Origin of the sequence: Halomonas sp. PGE1, from assembly GCF_013000985.1 — a bacterium.
GTDB lineage: Bacteria > Pseudomonadota > Gammaproteobacteria > Pseudomonadales > Halomonadaceae > Halomonas > Halomonas alkalicola.
The window spans coordinates 310,216-332,061 of sequence record NZ_CP053032.1 but is presented as its reverse complement, the minus strand read 5'-3'; the positions used below and the strand labels follow the sequence as shown (position 1 = coordinate 332,061).

Annotated in this window: 25 protein-coding genes, 1 tRNA gene and 2 pseudogenes; 10 read left to right on the top strand and 18 right to left on the bottom strand. The window is 63.1% G+C overall.

Annotation, left to right across the window (positions count from 1 at the left end):
* Positions 1 to 100: 100 nt before the first annotated feature.
* Positions 101 to 177: transfer RNA gene (locus HIR79_RS01650), tRNA-Arg, on the bottom strand.
* 245 nt (positions 178 to 422) lie between these two features.
* Here HIR79_RS01650 and HIR79_RS01645 point away from each other — a divergent pair.
* Positions 423 to 1,259, top strand: a complete 837-nt coding sequence (locus HIR79_RS01645) for a c-type cytochrome (protein WP_249322220.1) — start codon at positions 423 to 425, stop codon at positions 1,257 to 1,259.
* A gap of 150 nt (positions 1,260 to 1,409) precedes the next feature.
* Here the strand turns inward: HIR79_RS01645 and rep are convergent, their stop codons facing one another.
* The 4 genes from rep to pyrE all read right to left on the bottom strand — a co-directional run bounded on the left by rep (position 1,410) and on the right by pyrE (position 5,350).
* Positions 1,410 to 3,473: a DNA helicase Rep gene (gene rep / locus HIR79_RS01640; RefSeq protein ID WP_169956287.1), complete on the bottom strand. Its 2,064-nt coding sequence runs from the start codon at positions 3,471 to 3,473 to the stop codon at positions 1,410 to 1,412.
* On the bottom strand, positions 3,470 to 3,961 hold the full coding sequence (trmL, locus tag HIR79_RS01635; RefSeq protein ID WP_169956285.1) for a tRNA (uridine(34)/cytosine(34)/5-carboxymethylaminomethyluridine(34)-2'-O)-methyltransferase TrmL: 492 nt from the start codon (positions 3,959 to 3,961) through the stop codon (positions 3,470 to 3,472). The genes rep and trmL overlap by 4 nt, the downstream gene beginning before the upstream one ends.
* An 87-nt stretch (positions 3,962 to 4,048) precedes the next feature.
* Positions 4,049 to 4,603, bottom strand: coding sequence for a YfaZ family outer membrane protein (locus HIR79_RS01630; protein WP_110069450.1), 555 nt, complete (start codon positions 4,601 to 4,603; stop codon positions 4,049 to 4,051).
* 66 nt (positions 4,604 to 4,669) lie between these two features.
* A complete protein-coding gene (pyrE, locus tag HIR79_RS01625) occupies positions 4,670 to 5,350 on the bottom strand; it encodes an orotate phosphoribosyltransferase (protein WP_249322219.1) in 681 nt (226 codons plus the stop codon).
* A gap of 92 nt (positions 5,351 to 5,442) precedes the next feature.
* On the opposite strand from pyrE, the gene HIR79_RS01620 reads away from it, so the two are divergent.
* On the top strand, positions 5,443 to 6,210 hold the full coding sequence (locus HIR79_RS01620) for an exodeoxyribonuclease III (protein WP_169956283.1): 768 nt from the start codon (positions 5,443 to 5,445) through the stop codon (positions 6,208 to 6,210).
* Positions 6,211 to 6,314: 104 nt separating this feature from the next.
* Here HIR79_RS01620 and rph read toward each other — a convergent pair whose 3' ends face one another.
* Positions 6,315 to 7,052, bottom strand: a complete 738-nt coding sequence (gene rph / locus HIR79_RS01615; protein ID WP_169956281.1) for a ribonuclease PH — start codon at positions 7,050 to 7,052, stop codon at positions 6,315 to 6,317.
* A gap of 147 nt (positions 7,053 to 7,199) precedes the next feature.
* Here rph and HIR79_RS01610 point away from each other — a divergent pair, with 147 nt between their 5' ends.
* Complete coding sequence (locus HIR79_RS01610) at positions 7,200 to 8,063, top strand: YicC/YloC family endoribonuclease (protein ID WP_169956279.1); 864 nt, start codon at positions 7,200 to 7,202, stop codon at positions 8,061 to 8,063.
* Positions 8,064 to 8,156: 93 nt separating this feature from the next.
* Here the strand turns inward: HIR79_RS01610 and HIR79_RS01605 are convergent, their stop codons facing one another.
* Complete coding sequence (locus HIR79_RS01605) at positions 8,157 to 8,615, bottom strand: zinc ribbon domain-containing protein (protein ID WP_283241861.1); 459 nt, start codon at positions 8,613 to 8,615, stop codon at positions 8,157 to 8,159.
* A gap of 144 nt (positions 8,616 to 8,759) precedes the next feature.
* Between HIR79_RS01605 and tnpA the strand changes: the two genes are divergently transcribed.
* From tnpA to HIR79_RS01585, 4 genes are read left to right on the top strand one after another with little or no spacing between them, the layout of a single operon-like run.
* The gene (tnpA, locus tag HIR79_RS01600) at positions 8,760 to 9,068 is read left to right on the top strand and encodes an IS66 family insertion sequence element accessory protein TnpA (protein ID WP_110068988.1); all 309 of its coding nucleotides are present in this window, start codon (positions 8,760 to 8,762) and stop codon (positions 9,066 to 9,068) included.
* Positions 9,068 to 9,421, top strand: a complete 354-nt coding sequence (gene tnpB / locus HIR79_RS01595) for an IS66 family insertion sequence element accessory protein TnpB (RefSeq protein ID WP_169956277.1) — start codon at positions 9,068 to 9,070, stop codon at positions 9,419 to 9,421. The genes tnpA and tnpB overlap by 1 nt, the downstream gene beginning before the upstream one ends.
* Positions 9,422 to 9,466: 45 nt before the next feature.
* Entirely contained in the window at positions 9,467 to 11,008 is a 1,542-nt protein-coding gene (gene tnpC / locus HIR79_RS01590) for an IS66 family transposase (RefSeq protein WP_211620849.1), read from the top strand.
* Between the two features lie 43 nt (positions 11,009 to 11,051).
* Entirely contained in the window at positions 11,052 to 11,336 is a 285-nt protein-coding gene (locus HIR79_RS01585; RefSeq protein ID WP_249322186.1) for a transposase, read from the top strand.
* Here HIR79_RS01585 and HIR79_RS01580 read toward each other — a convergent pair.
* From HIR79_RS01580 to HIR79_RS18330, 4 genes are read right to left on the bottom strand one after another with little or no spacing between them, the layout of a single operon-like run.
* Positions 11,248 to 12,198: a hypothetical protein gene (locus tag HIR79_RS01580; RefSeq protein ID WP_211620901.1), complete on the bottom strand. Its 951-nt coding sequence runs from the start codon at positions 12,196 to 12,198 to the stop codon at positions 11,248 to 11,250. The two genes, HIR79_RS01585 and HIR79_RS01580, sit on opposite strands and share 89 nt — an antisense overlap.
* Positions 12,199 to 12,221: 23 nt before the next feature.
* Positions 12,222 to 12,902 (bottom strand): retron Ec78 anti-phage system effector HNH endonuclease PtuB, encoded by a 681-nt coding sequence (gene ptuB, locus HIR79_RS01575; RefSeq protein ID WP_169956274.1) that lies wholly within the window; start codon positions 12,900 to 12,902, stop codon positions 12,222 to 12,224.
* Positions 12,895 to 13,530, bottom strand: a complete 636-nt coding sequence (locus HIR79_RS18335; RefSeq protein ID WP_211620898.1) for an AAA family ATPase — start codon at positions 13,528 to 13,530, stop codon at positions 12,895 to 12,897. Before HIR79_RS18335 ends, ptuB begins: the two co-directional genes overlap by 8 nt.
* A gap of 17 nt (positions 13,531 to 13,547) precedes the next feature.
* Positions 13,548 to 14,243 (bottom strand): ATP-binding protein, encoded by a 696-nt coding sequence (locus tag HIR79_RS18330; protein ID WP_211620894.1) that lies wholly within the window; start codon positions 14,241 to 14,243, stop codon positions 13,548 to 13,550.
* A 325-nt stretch (positions 14,244 to 14,568) separates the two neighbouring features.
* Here HIR79_RS18330 and HIR79_RS01565 point away from each other — a divergent pair.
* From HIR79_RS01565 to HIR79_RS01555, 3 genes and pseudogenes are all read left to right on the top strand, one after another.
* A pseudogene (locus HIR79_RS01565) lies at positions 14,569 to 14,754 on the top strand (transposase); the annotation flags it as partial.
* Positions 14,755 to 14,990: 236 nt separating this feature from the next.
* A complete protein-coding gene (locus HIR79_RS01560) occupies positions 14,991 to 15,551 on the top strand; it encodes a KwaA family protein (protein ID WP_169956272.1) in 561 nt (186 codons plus the stop codon).
* Positions 15,552 to 15,553: 2 nt separating this feature from the next.
* Positions 15,554 to 16,384, top strand: coding sequence for an ATP F0F1 synthase synthase (locus HIR79_RS01555; protein WP_169956270.1), 831 nt, complete (start codon positions 15,554 to 15,556; stop codon positions 16,382 to 16,384).
* Between the two features lie 404 nt (positions 16,385 to 16,788).
* Here HIR79_RS01555 and HIR79_RS01550 read toward each other — a convergent pair.
* From HIR79_RS01550 to HIR79_RS01520, 7 genes and pseudogenes are all read right to left on the bottom strand, one after another.
* A pseudogene (locus tag HIR79_RS01550) lies at positions 16,789 to 17,280 on the bottom strand (transposase); the annotation flags it as partial.
* Positions 17,277 to 17,867, bottom strand: a complete 591-nt coding sequence (locus tag HIR79_RS01545) for a LysR family transcriptional regulator (protein WP_502708656.1) — start codon at positions 17,865 to 17,867, stop codon at positions 17,277 to 17,279. The gene HIR79_RS01545 and the pseudogene HIR79_RS01550, both read right to left, overlap by 4 nt.
* A 79-nt stretch (positions 17,868 to 17,946) precedes the next feature.
* On the bottom strand, positions 17,947 to 18,891 hold the full coding sequence (copD, locus tag HIR79_RS01540) for a copper homeostasis membrane protein CopD (RefSeq protein WP_169956268.1): 945 nt from the start codon (positions 18,889 to 18,891) through the stop codon (positions 17,947 to 17,949).
* A gap of 15 nt (positions 18,892 to 18,906) precedes the next feature.
* Positions 18,907 to 19,293: a copper homeostasis periplasmic binding protein CopC gene (gene copC, locus HIR79_RS01535; protein WP_169956266.1), complete on the bottom strand. Its 387-nt coding sequence runs from the start codon at positions 19,291 to 19,293 to the stop codon at positions 18,907 to 18,909.
* Positions 19,294 to 19,325: 32 nt separating this feature from the next.
* Positions 19,326 to 19,595, bottom strand: a complete 270-nt coding sequence (locus HIR79_RS01530) for a heavy-metal-associated domain-containing protein (protein ID WP_169956264.1) — start codon at positions 19,593 to 19,595, stop codon at positions 19,326 to 19,328.
* 177 nt (positions 19,596 to 19,772) lie between these two features.
* A protein-coding gene (locus HIR79_RS01525; RefSeq protein WP_249322217.1) for an IS3 family transposase occupies positions 19,773 to 21,340 on the bottom strand; the annotation gives its coding sequence in 2 pieces (ribosomal slippage) (positions 19,773 to 20,875 and positions 20,875 to 21,340; 1,569 coding nt in all).
* Between the two features lie 133 nt (positions 21,341 to 21,473).
* On the bottom strand, positions 21,474 to 21,845 hold the full coding sequence (locus tag HIR79_RS01520) for a copper-binding protein (protein WP_169956262.1): 372 nt from the start codon (positions 21,843 to 21,845) through the stop codon (positions 21,474 to 21,476).
* Position 21,846: the final 1 nt, after the last annotated feature.

Below are 21,846 nucleotides of genomic sequence, written 5' to 3'. Positions count from 1 at the left end.
GAGCGGGAAGAGAGAGGAGAAAGAACGAGGAGAGATAGAGTGGCAACCGAAGTCACGGATGCAAAAAGGCCCGTGGAGAGACTCCACGGGCCTGGCAAGCTGGCGCGCCCGACAGGATTTGAACCTGTGACCCCTGCCTTCGGAGGGCAGTACTCTATCCAGCTGAGCTACGGGCGCGCAGTGCCTGGTGAAGACACCAGGCGGTCGACATCCTAACCGCCTCGCTGGCGCCTGTCCAGCACGGGCCGGGCGCGTCGCCTGGGCCTCTCATGCGAATGGCGGGGGGTGCAGCATTTTCCAGCCGCCGGGGATGCCGGTATACTGGACCGCACTAAAATATGCGTCATGGCGTCTTCCGGCCGTATCGGCAACCGGGCCTGCGCCGCGAACAACTTCTACAGGACCGTCAAGAGGTGGTGAGAGTGAAATCCAGCAAGCTGATCATGGGGTGCCTGGCCACCCTGGGCCTGACCGCCGGCATGGCTACCGCCCAGGCCAACGTCGACCGTGACGCCATCGCCGAGCGTCTCAAGCCGGCGGGCCAGCTCTGCCTGCAGGGCGAGGACTGCGGCACTGCGGCCTCCGCGGACGCCGCCCCGGCGGCCAACGGCAACGGCGCCGACAGCATCGACGGCGGCGCGATCTACAACCGCGTCTGCATGGCCTGTCACGAGACCGGTGCCGCCGGCGCCCCGGTCCGCGGCGACGAAGACGCCTGGAGCGCCCGCATCGACCAGGGCTGGGATACCCTGCTCGACCACTCCATCAACGGCTTCAATGCCATGCCGGCTCGCGGCGGCAACCCCAACCTTTCCGACGAGGAAGTCGCTGCCTCGACCGCCTACCTGCTCGAGCCGGTGATGGACGTGCCGGAACTGGACGGCGCGGCGGACGAAGCGCCCGCCGAGGAAGCCCCGGCCGAAGAGGCTGCCGTTGAGGAAGAGGCCGCCAGCGACGAGGCTACCGAAGAAGCCACCGCCGAGGATGACGCCAATGGCGACGCCCCCTCCCATGCCGGCATCGACGGCGAGGCGATCTACAACCAGGCCTGCATGGCGTGCCACATGACCGGCGCCGCCGGCGCCCCGATCAAGGGCGATGCCGACGCCTGGGCCGCCCGCCTGGAGCAGGGCATGGAGACCCTCTATGACCACTCCATCAACGGCATCGGCGCCATGCCGCCCAAGGGCGGCAACATGAGCCTCTCCGATGACGACGTGAAGGCCGCCGTGGACTTCATGGTCGAAGCGGTGCAGTAAACGGTTCTCGATCTGCAGAACCGTCAGCGGGGCGCCTCAGGGCGCCCCGCTTGCGTTTGAGGGACCAGGACGACCTATGACCGGTGATAGCCCTCGGCCCAGCAGAGAGCCCTCAGCCCAGTAAAGAGCCCTCAGACCAGTAAAGAGCCCTCAGCCCAGTAAAGAGCGCAGCCCGGCGATGGCGTCCTGGCCGCGGGCCTGCTTCTTCTCCGGATCCTCGCGGTCCGGCCGGCCCTCCCACTCCAGGTCAGCCGGCGGCAGCTCGTCCAGGAAGCGGCTCGGCGCACAGTCCATCAGCTCGCCGAAGGCCTTGCGCTGGCGGGCCAGGGTCAGGGTCAGGGTGCGCCGGGCCCGGGTGATGCCCACATAGGCCAGGCGGCGCTCCTCCTCCACGGTGCCCGCCTCGATGGCGTTGCGGTGAGGCAGCAGCTCCTCCTCGAGCCCCATCAGGTAGACGTGGGGAAACTCCAGCCCCTTGGAGGCGTGCATGGTGAGCAGCTGGACGCGGTCGGAGTCGTCCTCCTCGGCCTGCTGCTCGAGGATATCGCGCAGCACCAGCCGGGAGATGGCCGCCTCCACGCTGTCGGTCTCGGTCTCCTCGGAGGCCATGCTCTCCTCGGGGTCCGACTGCATCGACTTCTCGAGCTGGTCGATCAGGATCCAGACGTTGGCCATGCGCCGCTCGGCGATGGTGGGGGCGCTGGCGTTCTGGTAGAGCCAGGCCTCGTAGTCCATCTCCCGCAGCATGTCGCGGATGGCGGCGATGGCGTCGCCCTGGTCCATGCGCCGCCGTACCCCGTCGATAAAGTGGGTAAATCTCCCTAACCTTTCGACAGCCCTGACCGGCAGCTGCTCGGCCAGGCCCAGCTCGTGGCAGGCGGCAAACAGCGAGATGCCGCGTTCGGTGGCATAGTTGGCCAGCTTCTCCAGGGTGCCGGGGCCGATCTCCCGGCGCGGCACGTTGACGATGCGCAGGAAGGCGTTGTCGTCCGCCGGATTGATCAGCAGGCGCAGGTAGGCCATGGCGTCCTTGATCTCGTTTCGCGAGAAAAAGGAGGTGCCGCCGGAGAGCTTGTAGGGCACCTGGTAGTGCTGCAGCTTGAGCTCCAGCAGCCGGGCCTGGAAGTTGCCGCGGTAGAGCACGGCGAAGTCACGCCACTCGGCCTTCTCCTTGATGCGCCGGGTGAGGATCTCGCTGGCCACCCGCTCCGCCTCGGCCTCCTCGTGGCGGTTGACCACCACGCGGATCGGCGCCCCCTCGCCCATCTCCGACCAGAGCGTCTTCTCGTAGACGTGGGGGTTGTTGGCGATCAGGGTATTGGCGGCGCGCAGGATGGTGCCGGTGGAGCGGTAGTTCTGCTCCAGCTTGACCACCTGCAGGCGCGGGAAGTCCTCGCCCAGGGTCACCAGGTTCTCGGGCCGCGCGCCGCGCCAGGCGTAGATCGACTGGTCGTCGTCGCCCACCACGGTGAAGGTCTGGCGCTCCCCCATCAGCAGCTGCACCAGCTGGTACTGGCTGACGTTGGTGTCCTGGTACTCGTCCACCAGCATGTAGTGGATGCGCTTGCGCCAGCGGGCCAGGGCCTCGGGGTCGTCGCGCAGCAGCACCACCGGCAGCAGGATCAGGTCGTCGAAGTCCACCGCGTTGTAGGCCTTGAGGTGGCGGTTGTAGGCCTCATAGACCCGGGCGGCGAAGAGCTCGTCGTCGTCCGCGGCGTGGGACATCGCCTGGCCGGGCAGCACCAGGTCGTTCTTCCAGGCCGAGATCTGGTGCTGCACCGAGTTGATCGCCTCGGCGTCCACCTGAGCATCCTTCTGCATCAGGTCACGCAAGAGCGCCTTGGCGTCCTCGGGGTCGAACAGCGAGAAGCCTGCCTTGTAGCCCAGCGCCTTGAGCTCGCGGCGGATGATGTTGAGCCCCAGGGTGTGGAAGGTGGAGACGGTGAGCCCGTGCCCCTCGCGCCCCTTGAGCATCTGCCCCACCCGCTCCTTCATCTCCCGGGCGGCCTTGTTGGTGAAGGTCACCGCGGCGATGCGCCGGGCGCTCATCCCGCAGGCCTGGACCAGGTAGGCGATCTTGGTGGTGATCACGCTGGTCTTGCCGGAGCCGGCGCCGGCCAGCACCAGGCAGGGGCCGTCGATATAGCGCACCGCTTCCTGCTGGCGGGGGTTGAGCCGGGCCAGGCGCTGCTGGATGGTGACGGGAGCATTCATCGCACGGGCCTCGCAGAGTCCACCGCGGCAGCGCCGGGAAAGCCCAGCTGTCGCCAGGCCTCATAGACCAGCACCGCACAGGCGTTGGAGAGATTCAGGCTGCGGCTCTCCTCGCGCATGGGGATGCGCAGCCGCTGGGGCTCGGGCAGGGCATCGAGCATCGCCTGGGGCAGGCCGCGGGGCTCGGGGCCGAACACCAGGGCATCGCCCTCGCCATAGGTCGGCTCATGATAGCCGGTCCGCCCCCGGGTCGACACGGCGAACACCCGAACCGGCGCGGCCGCCTCGAGGTAGGCCGCCCAGTCGGGGTGCACCCGCACCGCCGCCCACTCGTGGTAGTCGAGCCCGGCGCGGCGCAGTCGCTTGTCGTCCAGCACGAAGCCCAGCGGCTCGATCAGGTGCAGGCGAAAGCCGGTATTGGCGCACAGCCGGATCAGGTTGCCGGTGTTGGGCGGGATCTCGGGCTGGTAGAGGACGACATCGAGCATGGTGGTTCCGGTAGGGGCCCCGGTGGAACGCAGGCGGGCCCCGTGACGGGGCCCGCGATCATCGGCGGCGGCAGGCGGCGGGAGCGGTCAGAAGCGCAGGCGCACGCCAACCTGGGCACCGCGATCCAGGGTGCGGGTGCCGGCATCGTTGTCGAAGTCGGCGCCCAGCTGGCGCAGGCCCAGGTAGCCATCCACGTTGGGGGTGAAGGCGTAGCGGGCGCGCACGCCGATCTCGTAGCCGTCTTCCAGGTCGCGGCTGGATACCACGCCGGGGGTATAGAAGCCGTAGCCGCCCAGGGAGACCTCGGGCAGGTTGGGCAGGTAGACATAGCCGTAGCCGCCCAGCCCCAGGCCACCGCCCTTGCCGTAGTCGGTGTCGTACTGGGTCCAGCGCGCGCCCACGCCCACCTCGTGGTCACGGGTATGGTTGGCGCCCATCAGCTGGGCGTGGAACACCGTGGCGTCCTCGCGATACTCGCTGTGGACCACGCCGCCACCCAGGCTGATGCCGTCCACCACCTCACCGGCGGCCTCGAACTGCACCGCATCGGGCCCCAGGTTGAGATCCAAGCTGGCCGCCTGGGCGATCCCCGCGGTGCCCAGCAGGGCCAGGCCGGTCAGCAGCGTCAGTGTCTTTTTCATCTCGCTCTCCTTGTCAGTGGCCCGCTCTATGGCGAGCTTCACCCTTGCCTGCTGGTGCGGTCGCTTTCAGTCGGCCGAGACGCCGTAGCGTGCCCGGTAGTCGCGAATGGCGGCGGCATGGCCGCGCAGCGCATCGCCAGCCTGCTCTTCAAGATAGGCCAGGACCATGTCCAGCGTCACGATGCTGACCACCGGCATGCCGAAGCTGGCTTCGACCTCCTGGATGGCGCTCTTGTCACCTTGGCCGCGCTCCTGGCGGTCCAGGGCGATCACCACCCCGGCGGCGCGAGCGCCAGCCGCATCGATCAGGCCCATCACCTCGCGGATGGCGGTGCCGGCGGTGATCACGTCGTCGATGATCAGGATATTACCGGAAAGCTCGGCGCCGACGATATTGCCGCCTTCGCCGTGAGCCTTGGCCTCCTTGCGGTTGAAGGCGTAGGGCAGGTCGCGGCCGTGATGGTCGGCCAGCGCCACCGCCGCGGTGGCGGCCAGCGGAATGCCCTTGTAGGCGGGGCCGAAGAGCACGTCGAAGGCCGGGGCACGGTCGACGATGGCGCGGGCATAGAAGCGCCCCAGCCTCGCCAGGGCACCGCCAGTGCGGAACAGCCCGGCGTTGAAGAAGTAGGGGCTGACCCGACCCGACTTCAGGGTGAACTCGCCGAAGCGCAACACCCCCTGCTCGATGGCGAACTCGATGAATTCACGCTGGTAGTCCTGCAGCGCAGGCGTGCCGGAATGCTCCACCGCTGGCTCCTATCACCTTTATTGGCCGTAGCCATTTACCCAAACGTCGAAACGTCGGGTATCATACACGCGCGACGGTAAAGGGACCACGTATGAAAATAGCAACAGTCAATGTCAACGGCATCCGCGAGGCCGTCGGTCGAGGCTTTCTCGACTGGCTGGCCAGCCAGGATGCCGATGTCGTCTGCGTCCAGAACCTCAAGGCCAAGAGCTTCGAGCTGGACGACAGCATCCTCTATCCGGAAGGCTACGAGGGCTACTTCCTAGACGCCGAGCAGGACGGCTTCTCCGGGGTGGGGATCTACTGCCGGAAGATTCCCAAGGCCATCATGTACGGGCTGGGCTTCCCCCAGTGCGACCATGAGGCGCGCTTCCTGCAGGCCGACTACGACCGCTTCAGCATCGCCAGCTTCCTGATGCCCGACGGCAGCGATTTCGCCGCCAAGCAGGCCTTCATGGCCCAGTACCAGGAATACCTGAGCAAGATGGCCCGCAAGCGCCGCGAGTACATCATCTGCGGCACCTGGCACATCGCCCACAAGACCATCGACCTGGAGAACTGGGCCGACAACCAGGACACCCCCGGCTTCAAGCCCGAGGAGCGTGCCTGGATGGACCAGGTATTCGGCCCCACCGGCTTCATCGACTGCTTCCGCGAGATCAACCGCGACGCCGGTGAGTACACCTGGTGGCCGAAGCTCGACCAGGAGGTGCCGCGCTCCCGCCAGGAGGGCTGGCGCATCGATTATCAGGTGGTGGGCCCCAACTTCCGCCGCCACGTGGTGGACGCCTGGGTCGACTACGACGCCACCTTCTCGGAGTTCGCCCCGCTGATCGTCGAGTACGACCTGCCGATCTGACGCCCTTCCCCGTCGCCGTTCCGGTTCACCGGAACGCATCACGCCGGCCACCATGGCCGGCGTGCTGCGTTAAGGGACCTTGCCCGGCGCCCTTCGCTTCCCGCTTACCGCGGGATGCCCAACGCCTCGCGCTGGTGGTCGAAGAGCTGGTTGCCCGCGTTCTCGGCCAGCTCCAGCATGGCGTTGAGCTCGGCGCGGCTGAAGGAGCCCTTCTCGGCGGTGCCCTGCACCTCGATCAGGCTGCCGTCCTCGGCCATCACCACGTTCATGTCGGTATCCGCCCCGCTGTCCTCGGGGTAGTCCAGATCCACCACCGGCACCCCCTTGAAGAGCCCCACGGAGACCGAGCTCACCAACTGCACGAAGGGGTCGCTCTTGATCAGCTTCTTGCGCTGCAGGTAGCGGATGGCGTCCACCAGCGCCACGCAGCCACCGGTGATGGAGGCGGTGCGGGTGCCGCCATCGGCCTGGATGACGTCGCAGTCCACGGTGATGGTGAACTCGCCGAGCTTCTTCAGGTTCACCGACGCCCGCAGCGAGCGGCCGATCAGGCGCTGGATCTCCAGGGTGCGGCCGCCCTGCTTGCCGCGGGCCGCCTCGCGGGCGCCGCGGGTGTGGGTGGCGCGCGGCAGCATGCCGTACTCGGCGGTCACCCAGCCCTGGCCCTTGCCACGCAGCCAGCGCGGCACGCCGGGCTCGACGCTGGCGTTACACAGCACCTTGGTGTCGCCGAACTCCACCAGCACCGAGCCCTCGGCGTGGCGGGTGTAGTCGCGGGTCAGGCGGATCTCGCGGGGCTGCTCGGGCGCACGGCCGCTGGGGCGTCGAAACGGAGTGGACATATCACCTCTTTGGGTCGGGTCTGAAACGCACGGGAATCATGGCTGGCGGCCATTCTACACCCTTGGGCAGCCGCGTCGGCGAATCGGGTACACTCGGCCTATCCGACACTTCTGTCCGTTCATCCGCGTCACCCCGGAGTCCTCGCCATGGTCCACAGCATGACCGCCTTCGCCCGCCAGGAGCACACCGCCGACTGGGGCAGCCTGCAGCTCGAGCTGCGCTCGGTGAACCAGCGCTACCTGGAGCCCCACTTCCGCCTGCCGGAGAGCCTGCGCGACCTGGAACCGGCCTTCCGCGAGGCGCTCCGCGCCCGACTGGCCCGAGGCAAGGTGGAGGTGAGCCTTCGCTATGAGCCAGCCGGCAGCGCCTCCGGCCTCGCCGTGAACCCGGCGCGGCTGGCCGAGCTCGCCGGCGCCCTGGCCGAGGTGCGCCAGACCGTGGCCGACGCCACGCCCCCCGACGCCCTGGCGCTGCTCGACTACCCCGGCGTGCTGGAGAGCTCCGGCCCCGACCCGGAGGCGGTCAAGGCCGCGGCACTCGCCCTGTTCCGCACCGCCCTGGACGACCTGGCCGCCGGCCGCGCCCGGGAGGGCGAGAAGCTCGCCGCCCTGATCCGCGAGCGGCTCGTCGCCATCCAGGCCCAGGTGGGCGAGGTGCGCGCCCTGCTGCCGGAGATCCTCGAGCGCCAGCGCGCCCAGCTGCTGGAGCGGCTGGCGAGCGTCCGGGCCGAGCTCGACCCCCAGCGCCTGGAGGCGGAGCTGGCCCTGCTTGCCCAGAAAGCCGACGTGGACGAGGAGCTCGACCGCCTGGACACCCATGTGGCCGAGGTGGAGCGCCAGCTGACCCAGAAGGGACCAGTGGGCCGGCGCCTGGACTTCCTGATGCAGGAACTCAACCGCGAGGCCAACACCCTCTCCTCCAAGTCGGTGGTGGCCAGCACCACCCGCTGCGCGGTGGAGCTCAAGGTACTGATCGAACAGATGCGCGAGCAGATCCAGAATATCGAGTGAGGCGGTTTCATACCGCTGTCAGCAGATGCCGGATAGCGGTTTGAACCCTCCGACGATTCATTCTGCGAATAGAATCGCGGATTCCGATCACTCTCACGCGCTCTGTTGCCAGAGCGTGGAGAGCGTCACCGGGGTTCTCGGTGTGCCGGTCGACTTCTGCGCACCGGCACGGGGTGCCGCCTTGCGACGGCACCCCTGGTAGTACACATGGCCGCGGGCGGCAATGTTGTAAGCGGCATTGAGATCCGCGTGGTAGCGCTTGCCGCTGGAAAAGGTGCAACGGCTGTAGTTCTTGCTGTCGCGCTTCACCGGCCCCGAGCCGTCGAAGGCCTGGCTTGACGTGCCTCGGGCATAGACCGCCACGAAACGCAGGCCAGCTTCGACGGCCTTGCTGTCGAGGCGCGTCACGAGCTGCCGATGAAACCAGCGGTGAAAGCGCGCCTTCATGGGCGTGCGCTTGCGTCCGCCCTTGGGACGCCAACCCTTCAGGTTCTCGACCACCACGGCCTGGCAGTCGTGTTCCAGCGCCAGATTCACCAAACGCCGACTGATCTGGTGCGCCTCGTTGTCGGCCAGGCGCGTCAGCCGGTCGTGATCCCGACCACAGAAGTAAGCGGCCGTCCTGGCGCGTCGTTTCTTGAAATGGCCTGACCCCCTACGCTGATCCCGTCATTCACCGACGGAGCATCAGTCCCCATGTCGAAGCGACGCCACTCCCGCCACCCCGCCTCGCAATGGCAGGCCTGGGTCGACGAACAGGCCCAAAGCGGGCTCTCCCAGCAAGCCTTCTGTCGGCAGGTAGGGCTTCCCGTCAGTTCCTTCAAGCTCTGGAAGCGGCGACTGGCCGGCGACGCACCAATGCCTTATCACAGGGCTGCCGAGCCGGCGCTCTTCGCACCCGTGTCAGTGCCAGAGGAAGATGCCATTAGTGACGAGCCACGCGGCTGGGAGATCGAGCTCGACCTGGGGGATGGTGTCTGTCTGCGCTTTCGCCGGGGGGCATGATGCGCCCGCCGATCACGCTCTGGCTGTGCACCCAGCCCACCGACATGCGTTGCTCGTATGATGGGCTGGCCGCCCTGGTTCGCCGACAGCTGGGTCAGAATCCGCTGAGCGGGCACGGTTTCATCTTCATCAACCGGCGGCGCACCCAGCTCAAGTGCCTGTACTTCCAGGCCGGCGGCTACTGCGTGTGGAGCAAGCGCCTGGAGCGCGGACGTTTCGCCACCCTGTCGTCGTCCACCGCCGGCCAGGCGATCACGCTCAGCCCTGCCGAGTTCGAAGCCCTGATCGAGGGACTCGATCTGGTGGTCACGAAACGCCGCAAACGCTGGCATCCCAAGGTGTCAGCGGCCTGATGGCATGGTAAAATAACGGCCTGATTCACCAGGAAATATCGCCTCGTGTCGTCGCCGTCTCTGGAGCAGAAATACCAGCAATCTCTGGCCGAAAACTCGGTCCTCAGGGAAGAGAATGCGTCGCTCCAACGCCAGCTCGACTGGTTCAAGCGGCAGCTGTTCGGTCGCAAGTCGGAGCGCCTGCTGGCGATCGACCCGGCCGTGCAACAGAGCCTGCTCGGCAGTATGCAGGATCTGCCGGCTCCGCCGCCGCCCGAGCCTGATGAAGACGCCTCACCCGCCAAGACGCCGTCACGCAAGACGCGTCGTGATGCCGTCAACGACACCGGGCTGCGCTTCGATGCCTCGGTGCCGGTCAAGGTGATCGAGGTGGCACCGGACCTGCCCGAGGGCATGAGCCTGGACGACGTCGAGGTGATCGCCACGCGCAGCACCTTCCGCCTGGCGCAGCGCCGGGCCAGCTTCGAGGTGCTGGAGTATCGTTGCCCGGTGTTCAAGGTCAGCAAGGCGGCGCCGCCCCAGGCAACGTCAGCGCCGGCCACGCTGTTCGACGGCTCACTGGCCGACGTCAGCTTCATCGCCGGCCTGCTGGTCGACAAGTTCTGCTACCACCTGCCGCTCTATCGCCAGCATCAGCGCCTGCAGCAGGCCGGCATCCAGCTCAGTCGCACCACACTGACTCAGCAGGTGGCGCGAGCTGCGGCGTTGCTGTCGCCGATCCACCTGGCCCAGCTGGAGCACGTGCTGCAAAGCCAGGTGCTGGCCATGGACGAGACGCCGATCAAGGCGGGCCGCAAGACCAAGGGCAAGATGCAGGAGGCATGGTTCTGGCCGCTGTACGGTGACCACGACGAGATCAGCTTCACCTTTTCCCCGTCACGCGCCAAGGCCCACATCGACACGGTGCTGGGTGACCACTTCGAAGGCGTGCTGCTGACCGACGGCAACGCCTCTTATGCCCGCTATGCCGAGAAGCGCCCGGGGGTGACCCACGCCGAATGCTGGGCCCACGCACGGAGGCACTTCGAGAAGGCGCAGGGCAGTGATGACGCGGTTGAGGAAGGCCTGCTGCGGATCGCCGGGCTCTACAAGGCCGAGACCTGGATCCGTGAGAAGGGCCGCGAAGGACCGGAGAAACTCAAGGCGCGCACCGACTACAGCGAACCGCGGGTGCGAGCCTTCTGGCAATGGTGCGATCACCAGCTTCATCGGGACGATCTGGAGCCCCGCCACCCGCTGCGCAAGGCCGTCGAGTACGCGCTGAAGCGGCAGCGCAGTCTGGAGGTGTTCCTGTCCGATCCCGACGTGCCGATCGACACCAACCACCTGGAGCGTGGCCTGCGCTGCATTCCCATGGGAAGGCGCAACTGGTTGTTCTGTTGGAGCGAGGTCGGCGCCGAGCACGTCGGCATCGTGCAGAGCCTGCTGACCACCTGCCGGCTGCAGGGCGTCGACCCCTACACCTATCTGGTCGATGTCCTCCAGCGCGTGGCGCTTCATCCCGCCTCACGGGTCGACGAGCTGACACCGCGTCGCTGGAAGACCCTGTTCGCCGACGCGCCGCTGCGCTCCGACATCGAGCGCTGAATCGACACCTTCCTGCGCATCGGGCAAGGTGGCGCCTTTCCCGATGCACGAGATCCGGTTCCCCATGCATATCGACGACATGAGCCTCGACCAGCTCCTGGCGCTCAACGACCTCATCTGCCGCCGTATCGATGAACTCCAGGCCCGTCAGGAGATGGCGGTGTTGAGCCGCCTGACCCTGGGGCAGGCCGTTTCCTTCGAGAGCCGCGAGGGTCAGGTGTTCGGTCGCGTCATCAAGATCAACCGCAAGACCGTCCTCGTGCAGTCGGAAGATCACCGGCAGTGGAAGGTCGCGGTGGCCCTGATCCAGCCACTACGCGACGTATAAGGCAAGCGGAAATCGGCACGCCTTGGAATGACCGGTTACCACAGAAGCCCAGTGGCAGACGGCTGCCGTGGCGGGTCTGGCGGCGCGCCTGGCGGCGGATGCGCTGCATGAGTCGATGTTCCCGGTCTTTATCCGTGCGCGAGAGAAAGCCACGCGCATGGACAGTGCCTTGAGCATCGACAACCGCCCAGGTTGCCGCTGTGTTGATGCCGACATCCACCGCCAGCACCCGATCCGGTGCGCCCTTGGCGGGCTTGGGTGGGTCGAACTGCTCGGGCAGTGACAGCTTCCACTGCCGCCCGTTGAAGGTCAGCAGGGGCGATTTCGCCTGACCCTTGCCGCGGAAGCGGCATTGGCCCTTGAGTCGAAAGCCCATCCAGAGCCAGTCATTGCGCTGCCGCACCTTGATGAAGGCATGGGTGGCATCGGCATTGACCTTGGCACACTGCCCACCATAGAGGCTGGGGAAGGTGCGTGTACTGGCGGTCAGTCGCGGTGGCTTAGCATGCGGGTGTTTCCGCTCGCCACGCCGCCAGGCGTCGAAGCGCGTGACGAAAGAACGCACCTGGCCGACCGCATCCATGATCGCCACCCGGCGCAGGTAGGAGGGGAACTTGTAGTAGCGGCGGGAGAAGTAGGCATACCGCACCGATGGGCGCTTTCGGGTAGGGTGGATCAGGCCTTCCAGCACCTTGACCGCTTCATTGCCATCACAGACACCGACTGCCGGCCAATGGGTATAGGCCACCGTCATCAGATCGCGCACCAGCCGACGATATAGCGCCAGCGTGTCGGCCAGCGCCGCTTGCTGCTCGGCGCTGGCAACCTGAAGAGTGAGCGTATCGGAGCGAATAATGGCCATGAATTAACTATATATTTATCCAGCTAAACCGGCAAGGCTTCCGCCTTGCACCGCCTCGACTGCCGATTCATTCGGAGAATCGAATCGCAGAATGCGGCGGTTTTTTGTTCAAACGGAAGGCCGGCAATGGCATGCAGCTCTTCCTCGAGAAACTCCAGGAAGAGCGATTCGTCGAGCTCGAACCACTCCTGCAGCTCCTCAGCCCGAGTCAGATACCCCTGGAGCGCCGAGCGCCGCATCTGGCGCAGCGCCCCGCGCTCATGGTCGAGGTTGAACACTCGCAGCGTCTCCTCGGCCCGATGGCGCCGGTCGGCTGTCAGGTCGTGGCGCAGCGCTATCCCTCCATCGGAGAGGAAGCGCAAGTAGTCGTCAGGATCGTCGACATCGGGCTTGAGAATGTCGCCTGCCCGGTACTCGCTGCGGTCCTTTCGCTTCCCGCAGCTGCCAGACTTGTTGCAGGAGCCAAACAGGTTGTCCCACTGGAAGGTGCCCTCCGGGAAGCGCGACCGCTGCCGAAAGTGCTCGATATGTCGGCGCTCTGGGTGGAGCAGATCCTCGCAGTAGGCGCACCGCTGGCCCTGCATGGCGTCCAGCTGTACCCAGATCTCTCGCTTCTCCGCCGAGCTGATGCGCTGCCAATCCTTCGCGCCACGCCGGTACTGGGCAAGGCATCCCGGGGCCTCCGGTCGCTCCAGCTTATGCATCCGATGACGACTCCCTGCCCTTGATCCTCCGCTTCATCGCCTGGAACCGACGCAGCCGCTCACACTCCAGCATCTCGGGATGCTGCTCGCCGAAGTGCGCCACAAGACGTTCATGAAGGCTACGGGCTTCAAGAGACTGATCGTCGCCGAGCTCGATGGCTCGCCGATAGTCATGAAGCATACGAGCCTCCACCACCTCGGGCACGGGGTCGATGCCCATGATGCGCGACAGCGTCTCGGCGCTGGCCACGCCCAGCGTCTGGTAGTCCGGCTCGATGGAGGTCAGCGACCAGGCATGGGCGCCCTCATCCCACTGTATCTCCAACAAGCGGATGCACTCCCTGGGGACCGTGGTCAGCACCTGCGGACTGTGTGTGGTGACGATGAACTGGATCTCGGGGAAGGTGGCCTGGAGGCTTTGCACCACCCGCTGCTGCCAAGCCGGATGCAGATGCAGGTCAACCTCATCGATCAGCACCACGCCCGGGGTTTGGCTGGCCGCCTCGGCACCGAGATGGGGGTTGAGCTTGGCACACCGCCAGGCCATGTCGGCCACCATCGAGACCATGGTGCGCACGCCGTCACTGAGCAGGCTGACCGGCAGAACGCCCTGGCCTTCCTGCTGCATGGCCAGCTCTTCATGGGTCAGGCTATAGACCAGCCCTCGGGCTCGAGTACCTTGTCGACCGCTCGCAGCACCGCATTGAGCTGCCCTACCAGGCGCCCGGTCCCGTTCTCCTTGCGATCCTGCTGCTGGAGGACGGCCATCGTGGCCTTACCCATCCACTCCTGGAGCTGAAGGTAGTTGGAGGCCGACGCCAGGCAGTCTTCATAGCCCAGCGTGCGGCTCTCGCTGAGCACCGCCTTGCGCTTGAGGTTCTTGTGGGTCTTCCACAGGCGCCCCGTGCCGTAGTAGCTCACCAGTGGCAGCGTGACGGGCTGAAGGCCCCGTACCTGCTGCATCAGGGCCTTGCCGTACTGGACCAGTGGCGCGGCATCCCTGACAGTGGTGCGATTCTTGGGCCCTGTCAGCTCACGCGCAACGGAAACCTCACCCTCTTCAAGGTCAGACAGCACCGCGGCAATTCGCACCGGGTACTGCTGCTCCTGCTCGGCCTCCTCGCCTTCTCGCTGGTGACGGGCATCCGAGCGCTCGATGTGGCGCCCCTTGCCCATGTCGAAAGTCCCCACGAAAGAGCCCAGCAGAATGGCCAGCGCATCGAGCAGGGTGGTCTTGCCCTGGCCGTTGCGAGCGACCAGCACCGTCAGGCGCTCATCCAGCGTGGTGTCGAAATGCACAAGATGCCGGAAGTTGGTGAGGGTCATCCGTTTGAACTTCATGCTCCGGCTCCAGGTGGCATGGGGCTTTTCCACATTCTGCCTTGTTGTGGGCAGCCAGTCATCCGAACCGCACCTCCATCATGACTCGCAATTTCTGGGCAATTTATCGACCTGATTCGCCGGAACAACTTGATAGTCCGGCACCCGATGATTGCGGCGAAACGGCAAAGAAACAGGGAATGAGCCGGTCAAGAATCACCTATCAAACCTTTTCCGCCTGTATGGCCGAAAGCGTCGGCACCGGCACAGTGCGATTGGGATGATCAGCCCAGAGGTCTTCGAGGCCCGAATGATCGCTTAAATCGGTGTCCACCAATGCTGGGTAAGATCAGTTAGGCGCTGGATCTCGGGGCTGACGAACGCACGACTGGAAGGGATGAACGGCCTGTTCCAGGCGGCAAGGTCACGCGCTCGCGGCTACCGTAACGAGGCCAACTTCATCGCCATGATCTACCTGATTGGCAGCCCGGTGGGCCGCCTGTTCGATCAGGCCAAAATCCACGTGAAGTGACGAAGAACCGATCAACCTAACGAACACCGCTGGCGTTCTTCGGTTCTTCGCCGAGGCGCTCAAGAAGTCGGCTCCCTTGCCGAGCACCTTTCAATAGCGTTGCGCTTGGAACTTGAGGCCGCCCACGCGGAGATGTACAATGGATTTTTTACGTATAAATTTTATCGAAAAATCACAATTAAAGCGCTTTGTGACTGGTTAAGGCCAGCGCTAATTACCGGCAAGGTGACTGAGGGATGATAATAAATACTGCGTTCCGACTCTTGCTAACTCTCAATGCCACATCACTTCTTGTGATTATTTTTCTTGTGCAGAAAGGCTATACTTTAGGCCCTGTTCTCAGTGGCACCGCATGGCTCGATTGGACTGAATTACTTCCGAACTCAGTTTCTTATCTTATTTATTTTCTTATCCCTGTGCTTTCCACCGGCGGCAGTATTCTGCTGAGCTCCAAGCTGGGAAAAGATGACTTCAAGTCTGGCGAGGTAGAAAGAATAGAGCATGCAAACAACAGTTTTCTCCCCAGTTATCTTGGGTACTTTTTTGTCGCACTAAGCATAGAAAGCTGGGAGGCGTTAGGGTTTGTTTACAGCGTTCTTTTTTTGTTTACGTTCTTATCTCAAGCCCTTTATTTTAACCCTCTCTTTCTATTGTTTGGCTATGAATTCTACAACATAACCACAAAGAATGGCACAGCCATTTTTCTGATTAGTTGTCAAAAATATAAAAAGCCAGACGAAGTTCAGATCCCGGTAGCATACAGGATCAATAACTACACATTCATAGAGCGGAAGTGAATATGGATCAAGTGCTTGCCAAAGTGAAGAGGAAAAAAAAGAAACAGTACTTCAAGCTGATTTCGGATGAAGCGCTTTTTGATGTCATAGGAGTTGACTTGAACTCCTGCGTAACATACAACCCTGACCACAACTTAGACGAAGACTCTTGGTTTAAGGTCGATCACTTTAGTCATAAGTCATTTTGTATTGATTTTCTGAAAAATAAATTTGATTCAAAAGACTATGACGACTTGACTAAAGATCAGTTTTCTAAGATAGCATACCTTATCTCTGTTCAAGGTGGTGAGTTTTATTTCCAGAAGGTAACGCCTGGGCTATTCATAAAAAGGAAAACACTTGTCTTCGGCGAGACGGCAAAGCTGGAAAAAGGTGAGAACAGGCTGGTTGTTAACCCAACCCCTGATGCAGTTTATTTTGCAAAAACGGACACTCTAGTTTTTCGTAATCTGGCGACTATCTCCAGTATTTTCAAGGGAATTGACGAACTTTACAAAGAAGCTACTGACAATGAGGTTGAAAGCTTCCTGGCTGAGTCATTCATCGAGCTTAGCGATTCTTATTGCGTGAAAAATGTTTCAAAGCCCAACCGGAAACGAATCGGCCTCGCCATGGCGACCCTGCAAGCCATGTCAGCAGATGATAAAAAACTTATGCTCAGTTACGTTGAGGGCTACTGCAAGGAAAAGCTTAGTTTTGACCATAAAAACCAGAAGTTTGAGATATCCTCTGATAAAGAACTAAAACTTCTTCTCTACGGCATAGAGCAGCGTTTTTACACTACGCCATTTGGTCAAGAGAAAAGACTCGCCAACTCTGTTCAGGCTATATAGTAAAGCAAAATAACCAAACGGTATTAGGGTGAATTGTATCCGCCGTTGGCTTCAAAGCAGCTGCGGCGGGGTAGCAAAGCATTCCCTCAGCTTTCAAATAGCCCCCCGGGAAAACATTAGCTTGCCAAGTTATTGCCTTGTCTGAGCCCAATTTTCGATCCGCGCAAGTGGTTGAACACCTTTCCATTAGGCGTCAGAGAAGAAGAAAAGAGGTTTGACCATTAATAAACCGCATGATTATTGCAGTCTCAGGCGAATGAAATTTTAGCATAGATGTCGAGATCCGCCTGATTGTTATCGCCTTGTCGGCGACGTTTCCCTGAAAATTATCACTTCACGTAGCCATCTCCTCTGAAACTTCAAAGGTACTTGTATCGAGCTCTAGCAGCTCAACTGGCCGACTCTTGCGTCTCCAGCTTCTTGGCATGGCCATACGACAGCGCCTTGTGCTTGCTGGCGTTGGCCTTGAGTTTGGTGCCATCCAGCGCGATGGTGCCGAGCTTGAGCAGCTTCATCTCGCGGGCCAGCAATAGCACCTGGACGAACAGTTGCTCCAGTTCGGGCAGGAAGCGCCGCCGGAAGGTGGCCAGGGTGTCGTGGTCGGGATGGGTGTTGGCGGCCAGGTAGCGGAACGCCACCGAGTCATAGGTGGCCCGCTCGATCTTGCGGCTGGAATACACCCCGGTGGCATAGCCATAGACCAGCAGACTCAGCAGCACCGCCGGGTGATGGGCCTTATGCCCCCGGCCGGCGTACCGACGCGTCAGCGCGGAGAGGTCCAGTTGCTCGACGACGTCCACGACGAAGCGCGCCAGGTGGTCATCGGGCAGCCACTCGTCCACGGAAGGCGGCAGAAGATAGTCGGTCTGGCGGTCAACGGGGATGAAGCGGCTCATGGCGACGTTCCGGTGGTGGCCGCTGGAAGCGAGTATCTCACGACGTTATCGAAGACTGCTAGCAAAGGATGGCGTGCGGGCAGCGCCACGATCAAGGGATCGTGCCAGACAGCTTGCGAATACATCCCATCGCAGCCTTCGTCCGAGCGGGAAAAACCGGCGTCATACAAGTCGTTGCGCAATCCTTTTGCCTGGTGAGAGAGCGGCACTTCAAACAGGCGTATTTCCACCTCAGGCTCCTCTAGTCGACATTGAGCCAGCAGTGTTGCCAAGCGTTGTGCCACGATGCCATCGGATAGAGCAATTCTCAGCATGCCGCGATAGCCGGAGGCAGCGGCCTGAACGTTTGCCCGCGCTTGATCAAGGGTGGTGAAGACGCGACGGGCATCTTCCGTCAATACCTCCCCCGCCCAGGTCAGACGTGTTCCACGAGAGGTTCGTTCGAAGAGTTGTGTGCCCAACTCCGACTCAAGCTCCTTGATCGTCCGGGAGAGAGGAGACTGTTCAATGTTCAGGCGTTCGGCGGCGCGGGCGAAATGGAGTTCTTCCGCAACCGCAATAAAACATCGTAAATGACGTAGCTCCATGAGGCACCCTCATTACTCGTGCAAGGCGTGCACGAAATTCCTGGTTGGCGGTTGTCCACCTGTTGTTGTCCAAGCGTTGTCATCCATGAGGGCTTAGGGTGCCGAGTACCGCTACGCTTACCAGGATGAGGAGAGCGATCGTCGCCTCGATGATCACACTCAGTCGCAGGTGCTGCGCGGAGTGCGAGGGGGCGCCGGAATGGATGTCATGTTCGAGTCGGGGTACCAACCACCAGCGATGCAGGGCGGCCAGGCCCAGCATCGCAGCGAACAGTGCCAGCTTGAACAGCATCAGGTTGCCGTGCAGGCTGTGAAACAGCGGTGCGATGGACCAGCCGGTCAGATCCGCGTAGTGCAGGATGCCGGTCACCACCAGGACGCCGACGAAAACGGTGCCTGGGCGTGAAAAGCTGTGCAGCGCCTGCCACAGCACATACAAGCCTTGGCCCTTGGCGGGCTTGCCGTGCCGCAGAAACAGGAGCAGAAAAGCCGCTATGGCGCCGATCCAACCGCCGGCGGCGAGCAGGTGCGCGATACCGGCCACCAGCCGCACTGCACCGCTCACACCATCGCCCCCGGCAGCGTGTCCGTTCCAGGCCAGGCTGAGCAGCGCCACACCGGCCAGCACGGTCACTCGCCGGACAGGGAACGGGCGTTCACCACGCCACAACCGCCAGCCGAGCACAGCGATCAGCACAACCAGCAGGAGTGCTCGCGTCAAGCCGGCGAAGCCGGCGGGGACGTCGAACAGATACCAAGCCAGGTCATCCCGGCCCAACTCGGAAACCGCGATGCCCATGATGCCCGCGGTATTGCGCGCAATCTCGATACTCACCAGCGCCAGGCCCAGCACCGCACAGATCAGCAGCCCGAGGCTCAAGGCCCGCTTGGGCAGGAGTGAGCACCGATCACCACTGACCGTCAACGCAGCCGGGCCGTACCACGCGAACAGCGGTAACCCGAACAACAGCATGAGGTCCAGGTGCTGCGCGAGCCGAAGCCCGTAGTCGAGCATGCTGAACATGATGAGGGCACCTGCTTATTCGACAGTGAAGCTGAATTCTCCGGTCATCGGATGGTTGTCGTCGCCGACGGCGCGCCACTGCACGCGGTAGACGCCCGCTCCGAGAGGATGATGCAGTTTGGCGCGTAGTGTCTTGCCGTCGTTGATGAATTCAATGTCGATATGCTCGAATTTCTCCGTGACTTCGCCGTTCTTTATGGCGCTCAGCTCCAGGCGCGAGGCGCGGGGTACAAGCCGTTCATTGAAGACGAGATCGATCTGCTTCGGGGTCGCGGCGACGGCATCGGCCGCCGGTGTGGATTCGACGAGGGAGATGTGAGCCTGGGCAACCGATGTGATCAGCAGGCCGATTGCGAGGCTGGTACCGACAATCAGAGAGCGAATTTGAGAAATACGGTTCATGTGCGTTGCACCTTTTCTAGTTTTCGAGAAAATCAGCCGCAGCAACCCCGGCGACCATTGCCGCCCGCTGATTGGCTGGACAGGACGTCGCTGTCTGACAGGCGCGCGGGATATCCGGCCTGTTGCAATGTCGACAGCAGCGGATCGCTGCCTTGGTCGAAGTTGCCACGGACACGAACGCGGCCCGTGGCCAGATGTACCTCCACCCCATTGATTCCCGGCAACTCTTTGAGTGCATCGGTGACCTTCGCGATACATGAGCCGCAACTCATGCCTTGCACGTCGAGATCCACTGTGTTCATGACTGCATTCTCCTCATTGATCCCGAGATTGATCCCGAGCCATTAGCCGTTTCATTCGCGCTGGTCAGCGATATGCCTGATAGACGCTGGTGCTGCGATCGACATGGATCAGCAGGACATCGTAGGGATCTTTGCGGTCCCGGTAGTTGTCAAGGAATCTGTCGCCTCTGAGGTCATTCAGGCCACCTGTTTTTCCGGTTCGGCGACGGTGACCTGGAGCTCCCGCTCCGGGTTGAGTGACACGGTACCGATCGGCGTCCAGTTGCGGGTCTTGCCGCTCCATCGCGCAGGGTTGGCGTCACGCGCCGCCTGATTGATGACGTGGCGCTTGGCCAGCACCTCCTTATCTTCGCCCGCATGGCGCTGTGCCGGTGTCACCAAGCGAATGCCGCTGTGCCGGTGCTCGTGGTTGTACCACCGCACGAAGCCAGCCACCCACTCGCGGGCGTTGTCGAGCGTGGCGAACCCGTCAGTGGGGTAGCAGGGGCGGTACTTGCAGGTGCGGAACAGCGCCTCTGAGTAGGGATTGTCGTTGCTGACCCGCGGTCGGCTGAAGGATGGCGTGATGCCGAGCTCGTGAAGCTTCTCCAGCAGCGTCGCACCCTTGAACGGGCTGCCGTTGTCCGCGTGAAGCACCAGCGGCTGGTCAATGATCCGCTCGGCCAGCACGGCCCGCTCCAGTACGGTGCGGGAGTTGTAGGCCGACTCGGCCAGGAACACCTCCCAACTGGTGATCTTGCGGCTGAAGATGTCGACCATCATGACCAGGTAGTAGTGCTGTCCCTTGATCGGGCCGCCCAGCCACGTGCAATCCCACGACCACACCTGATTCGGCGCAGCGGCCTGGTAGGTCGTGGGCTTGGCGCGGCGTTGAGGTGGCTTGGCACGGCCCCGATGCACCATTTCGTGGTGCTTGCGCATCACGCGGTAGAACGACGAGGATGAGGCCAAGTAGCGCTGCTCCTCGTCGAACAGGCGCACCACGATCTGCTCTGGCGGCAGGCTGGCGTACTCGGGGCGGTGGCACACGTCGAGGATCTCCTGTTCTTCGGCCGGTGTTAGCGCGTTAGCCGGCACCGGCCGGCCGACCAAAGGGCGCTGGTCCTCGTGCAGCTCGCCGCCGCGCGTCCAGCGCTGGTACGTCCTGGCGGTGATGCCCAGCTCTCGGCAGGCGGCCTCCAGGCGGGCCCCCTGGGCCCTGGCCTCTTCGATCAGCGCGATGGCGCGTTGGCGATCTGGGGTGCTGATCATGCGTCCTCGTCCCCCCAGATCGCCCTCGCCTTTTTTCTGAGGGCCAGTAACGCTGCGGTCTCCGCCAGGGCCTCGTTCTTGCGGGCGAGCTCCTTTTCCAGCGCCTTGATGCGCTTGCGCTGTTGCTTGGCCTCGTCGGCTTCACGCTGGCGTTCCGAGTGCGAGAGGCTGGCGGCTTGCTCGCAGTCATGCCGCCACCGCCCCAGCTGTTCGGGGAAGATGCCCCGACGGCGGCAGTATTCCGCGGTCTCCTGAGCATTCATCGAGGCGGTTTCAAGCACGGCGTTGAACTTGTCCTTGGACGACCAGCCATCGGTGCCTTTGCCCAGCGCGTCCGGCAGGCAACGTCCCTCGGCGCGGGCTTGCTTGCGCCAGGTGTAGACGGTGCCCAGCGAGATCCCTTCCTGCTCCGCGATCACCTGCGGGGAGAGGTTGTGGGGAGGCAGCAGCTTGGTGACCACGGCTTGCCGGCGCTCCTCTGAGTAACGAGGCATGAGTGTCTCCTTTCGCCCCCTGATCGGTTTATAGGAACAGGGTATCAGAGGGCACGACAGTCATCCTGACACTGGGGGAAGCACGTCCACGATGCCGCCAGGGCACTGCGTTTATCGCCAGGATAAGGCCGCCTTACGGGGCCCTCACCTGCTCGATCGACACAATGACATAATCGGTCTCGCCGGTCTGGCGCAGCACGAAGCGAACACGTTCCTCGGCGTCAATACCCTCTGCCAAGGTCGGATCGGCCAAAGCCAACTCCATGGTCATGGCCGGCCAGCGAAGCTCGGCGATGGGTTCATGGGCCAGCACGACACTATAGCCATCCTGCGTGATCGACTGTACGGTACCGAAGCCTTCGGCTGTGCGCATTTCCTGATGCTCATGTCCTGTCTTGGCGCCATGACCGGCATGCTTGCCGTGTCCATGATCGCTGGTCGCCATCGCAGGTAGCGCCACCATAACGCCCATCACGACTGCCAGCTGAAGTACGATCTTTTTCATA

Coding starts and splice junctions, on each gene's coding strand:
- rep (WP_169956287.1), bottom strand. CDS start 3,473: ATGAATGCTCCCGTCACCATCCAGCAGCGCCTGGCCCGGCTCAACCCC.
- trmL (WP_169956285.1), bottom strand. CDS start 3,961: ATGCTCGATGTCGTCCTCTACCAGCCCGAGATCCCGCCCAACACCGGC.
- HIR79_RS01630 (WP_110069450.1), bottom strand. CDS start 4,603: ATGAAAAAGACACTGACGCTGCTGACCGGCCTGGCCCTGCTGGGCACC.
- HIR79_RS01620 (WP_169956283.1), top strand. CDS start 5,443: ATGAAAATAGCAACAGTCAATGTCAACGGCATCCGCGAGGCCGTCGGT.
- rph (WP_169956281.1), bottom strand. CDS start 7,052: ATGTCCACTCCGTTTCGACGCCCCAGCGGCCGTGCGCCCGAGCAGCCC.
- HIR79_RS01610 (WP_169956279.1), top strand. CDS start 7,200: ATGGTCCACAGCATGACCGCCTTCGCCCGCCAGGAGCACACCGCCGAC.
- tnpA (WP_110068988.1), top strand. CDS start 8,760: ATGTCGAAGCGACGCCACTCCCGCCACCCCGCCTCGCAATGGCAGGCC.
- tnpB (WP_169956277.1), top strand. CDS start 9,068: ATGCGCCCGCCGATCACGCTCTGGCTGTGCACCCAGCCCACCGACATG.
- HIR79_RS01585 (WP_249322186.1), top strand. CDS start 11,052: ATGCACGAGATCCGGTTCCCCATGCATATCGACGACATGAGCCTCGAC.
- HIR79_RS01580 (WP_211620901.1), bottom strand. CDS start 12,198: ATGGCCATTATTCGCTCCGATACGCTCACTCTTCAGGTTGCCAGCGCC.
- ptuB (WP_169956274.1), bottom strand. CDS start 12,902: ATGCATAAGCTGGAGCGACCGGAGGCCCCGGGATGCCTTGCCCAGTAC.
- HIR79_RS18335 (WP_211620898.1), bottom strand. CDS start 13,530: ATGCAGCAGGAAGGCCAGGGCGTTCTGCCGGTCAGCCTGCTCAGTGAC.
- HIR79_RS18330 (WP_211620894.1), bottom strand. CDS start 14,243: ATGAAGTTCAAACGGATGACCCTCACCAACTTCCGGCATCTTGTGCAT.
- HIR79_RS01560 (WP_169956272.1), top strand. CDS start 14,991: ATGATAATAAATACTGCGTTCCGACTCTTGCTAACTCTCAATGCCACA.
- HIR79_RS01555 (WP_169956270.1), top strand. CDS start 15,554: ATGGATCAAGTGCTTGCCAAAGTGAAGAGGAAAAAAAAGAAACAGTAC.
- HIR79_RS01545 (WP_502708656.1), bottom strand. CDS start 17,867: ATGGAGCTACGTCATTTACGATGTTTTATTGCGGTTGCGGAAGAACTC.
- copD (WP_169956268.1), bottom strand. CDS start 18,891: ATGTTCAGCATGCTCGACTACGGGCTTCGGCTCGCGCAGCACCTGGAC.
- copC (WP_169956266.1), bottom strand. CDS start 19,293: ATGAACCGTATTTCTCAAATTCGCTCTCTGATTGTCGGTACCAGCCTC.
- HIR79_RS01530 (WP_169956264.1), bottom strand. CDS start 19,595: ATGAACACAGTGGATCTCGACGTGCAAGGCATGAGTTGCGGCTCATGT.
- HIR79_RS01520 (WP_169956262.1), bottom strand. CDS start 21,845: ATGAAAAAGATCGTACTTCAGCTGGCAGTCGTGATGGGCGTTATGGTG.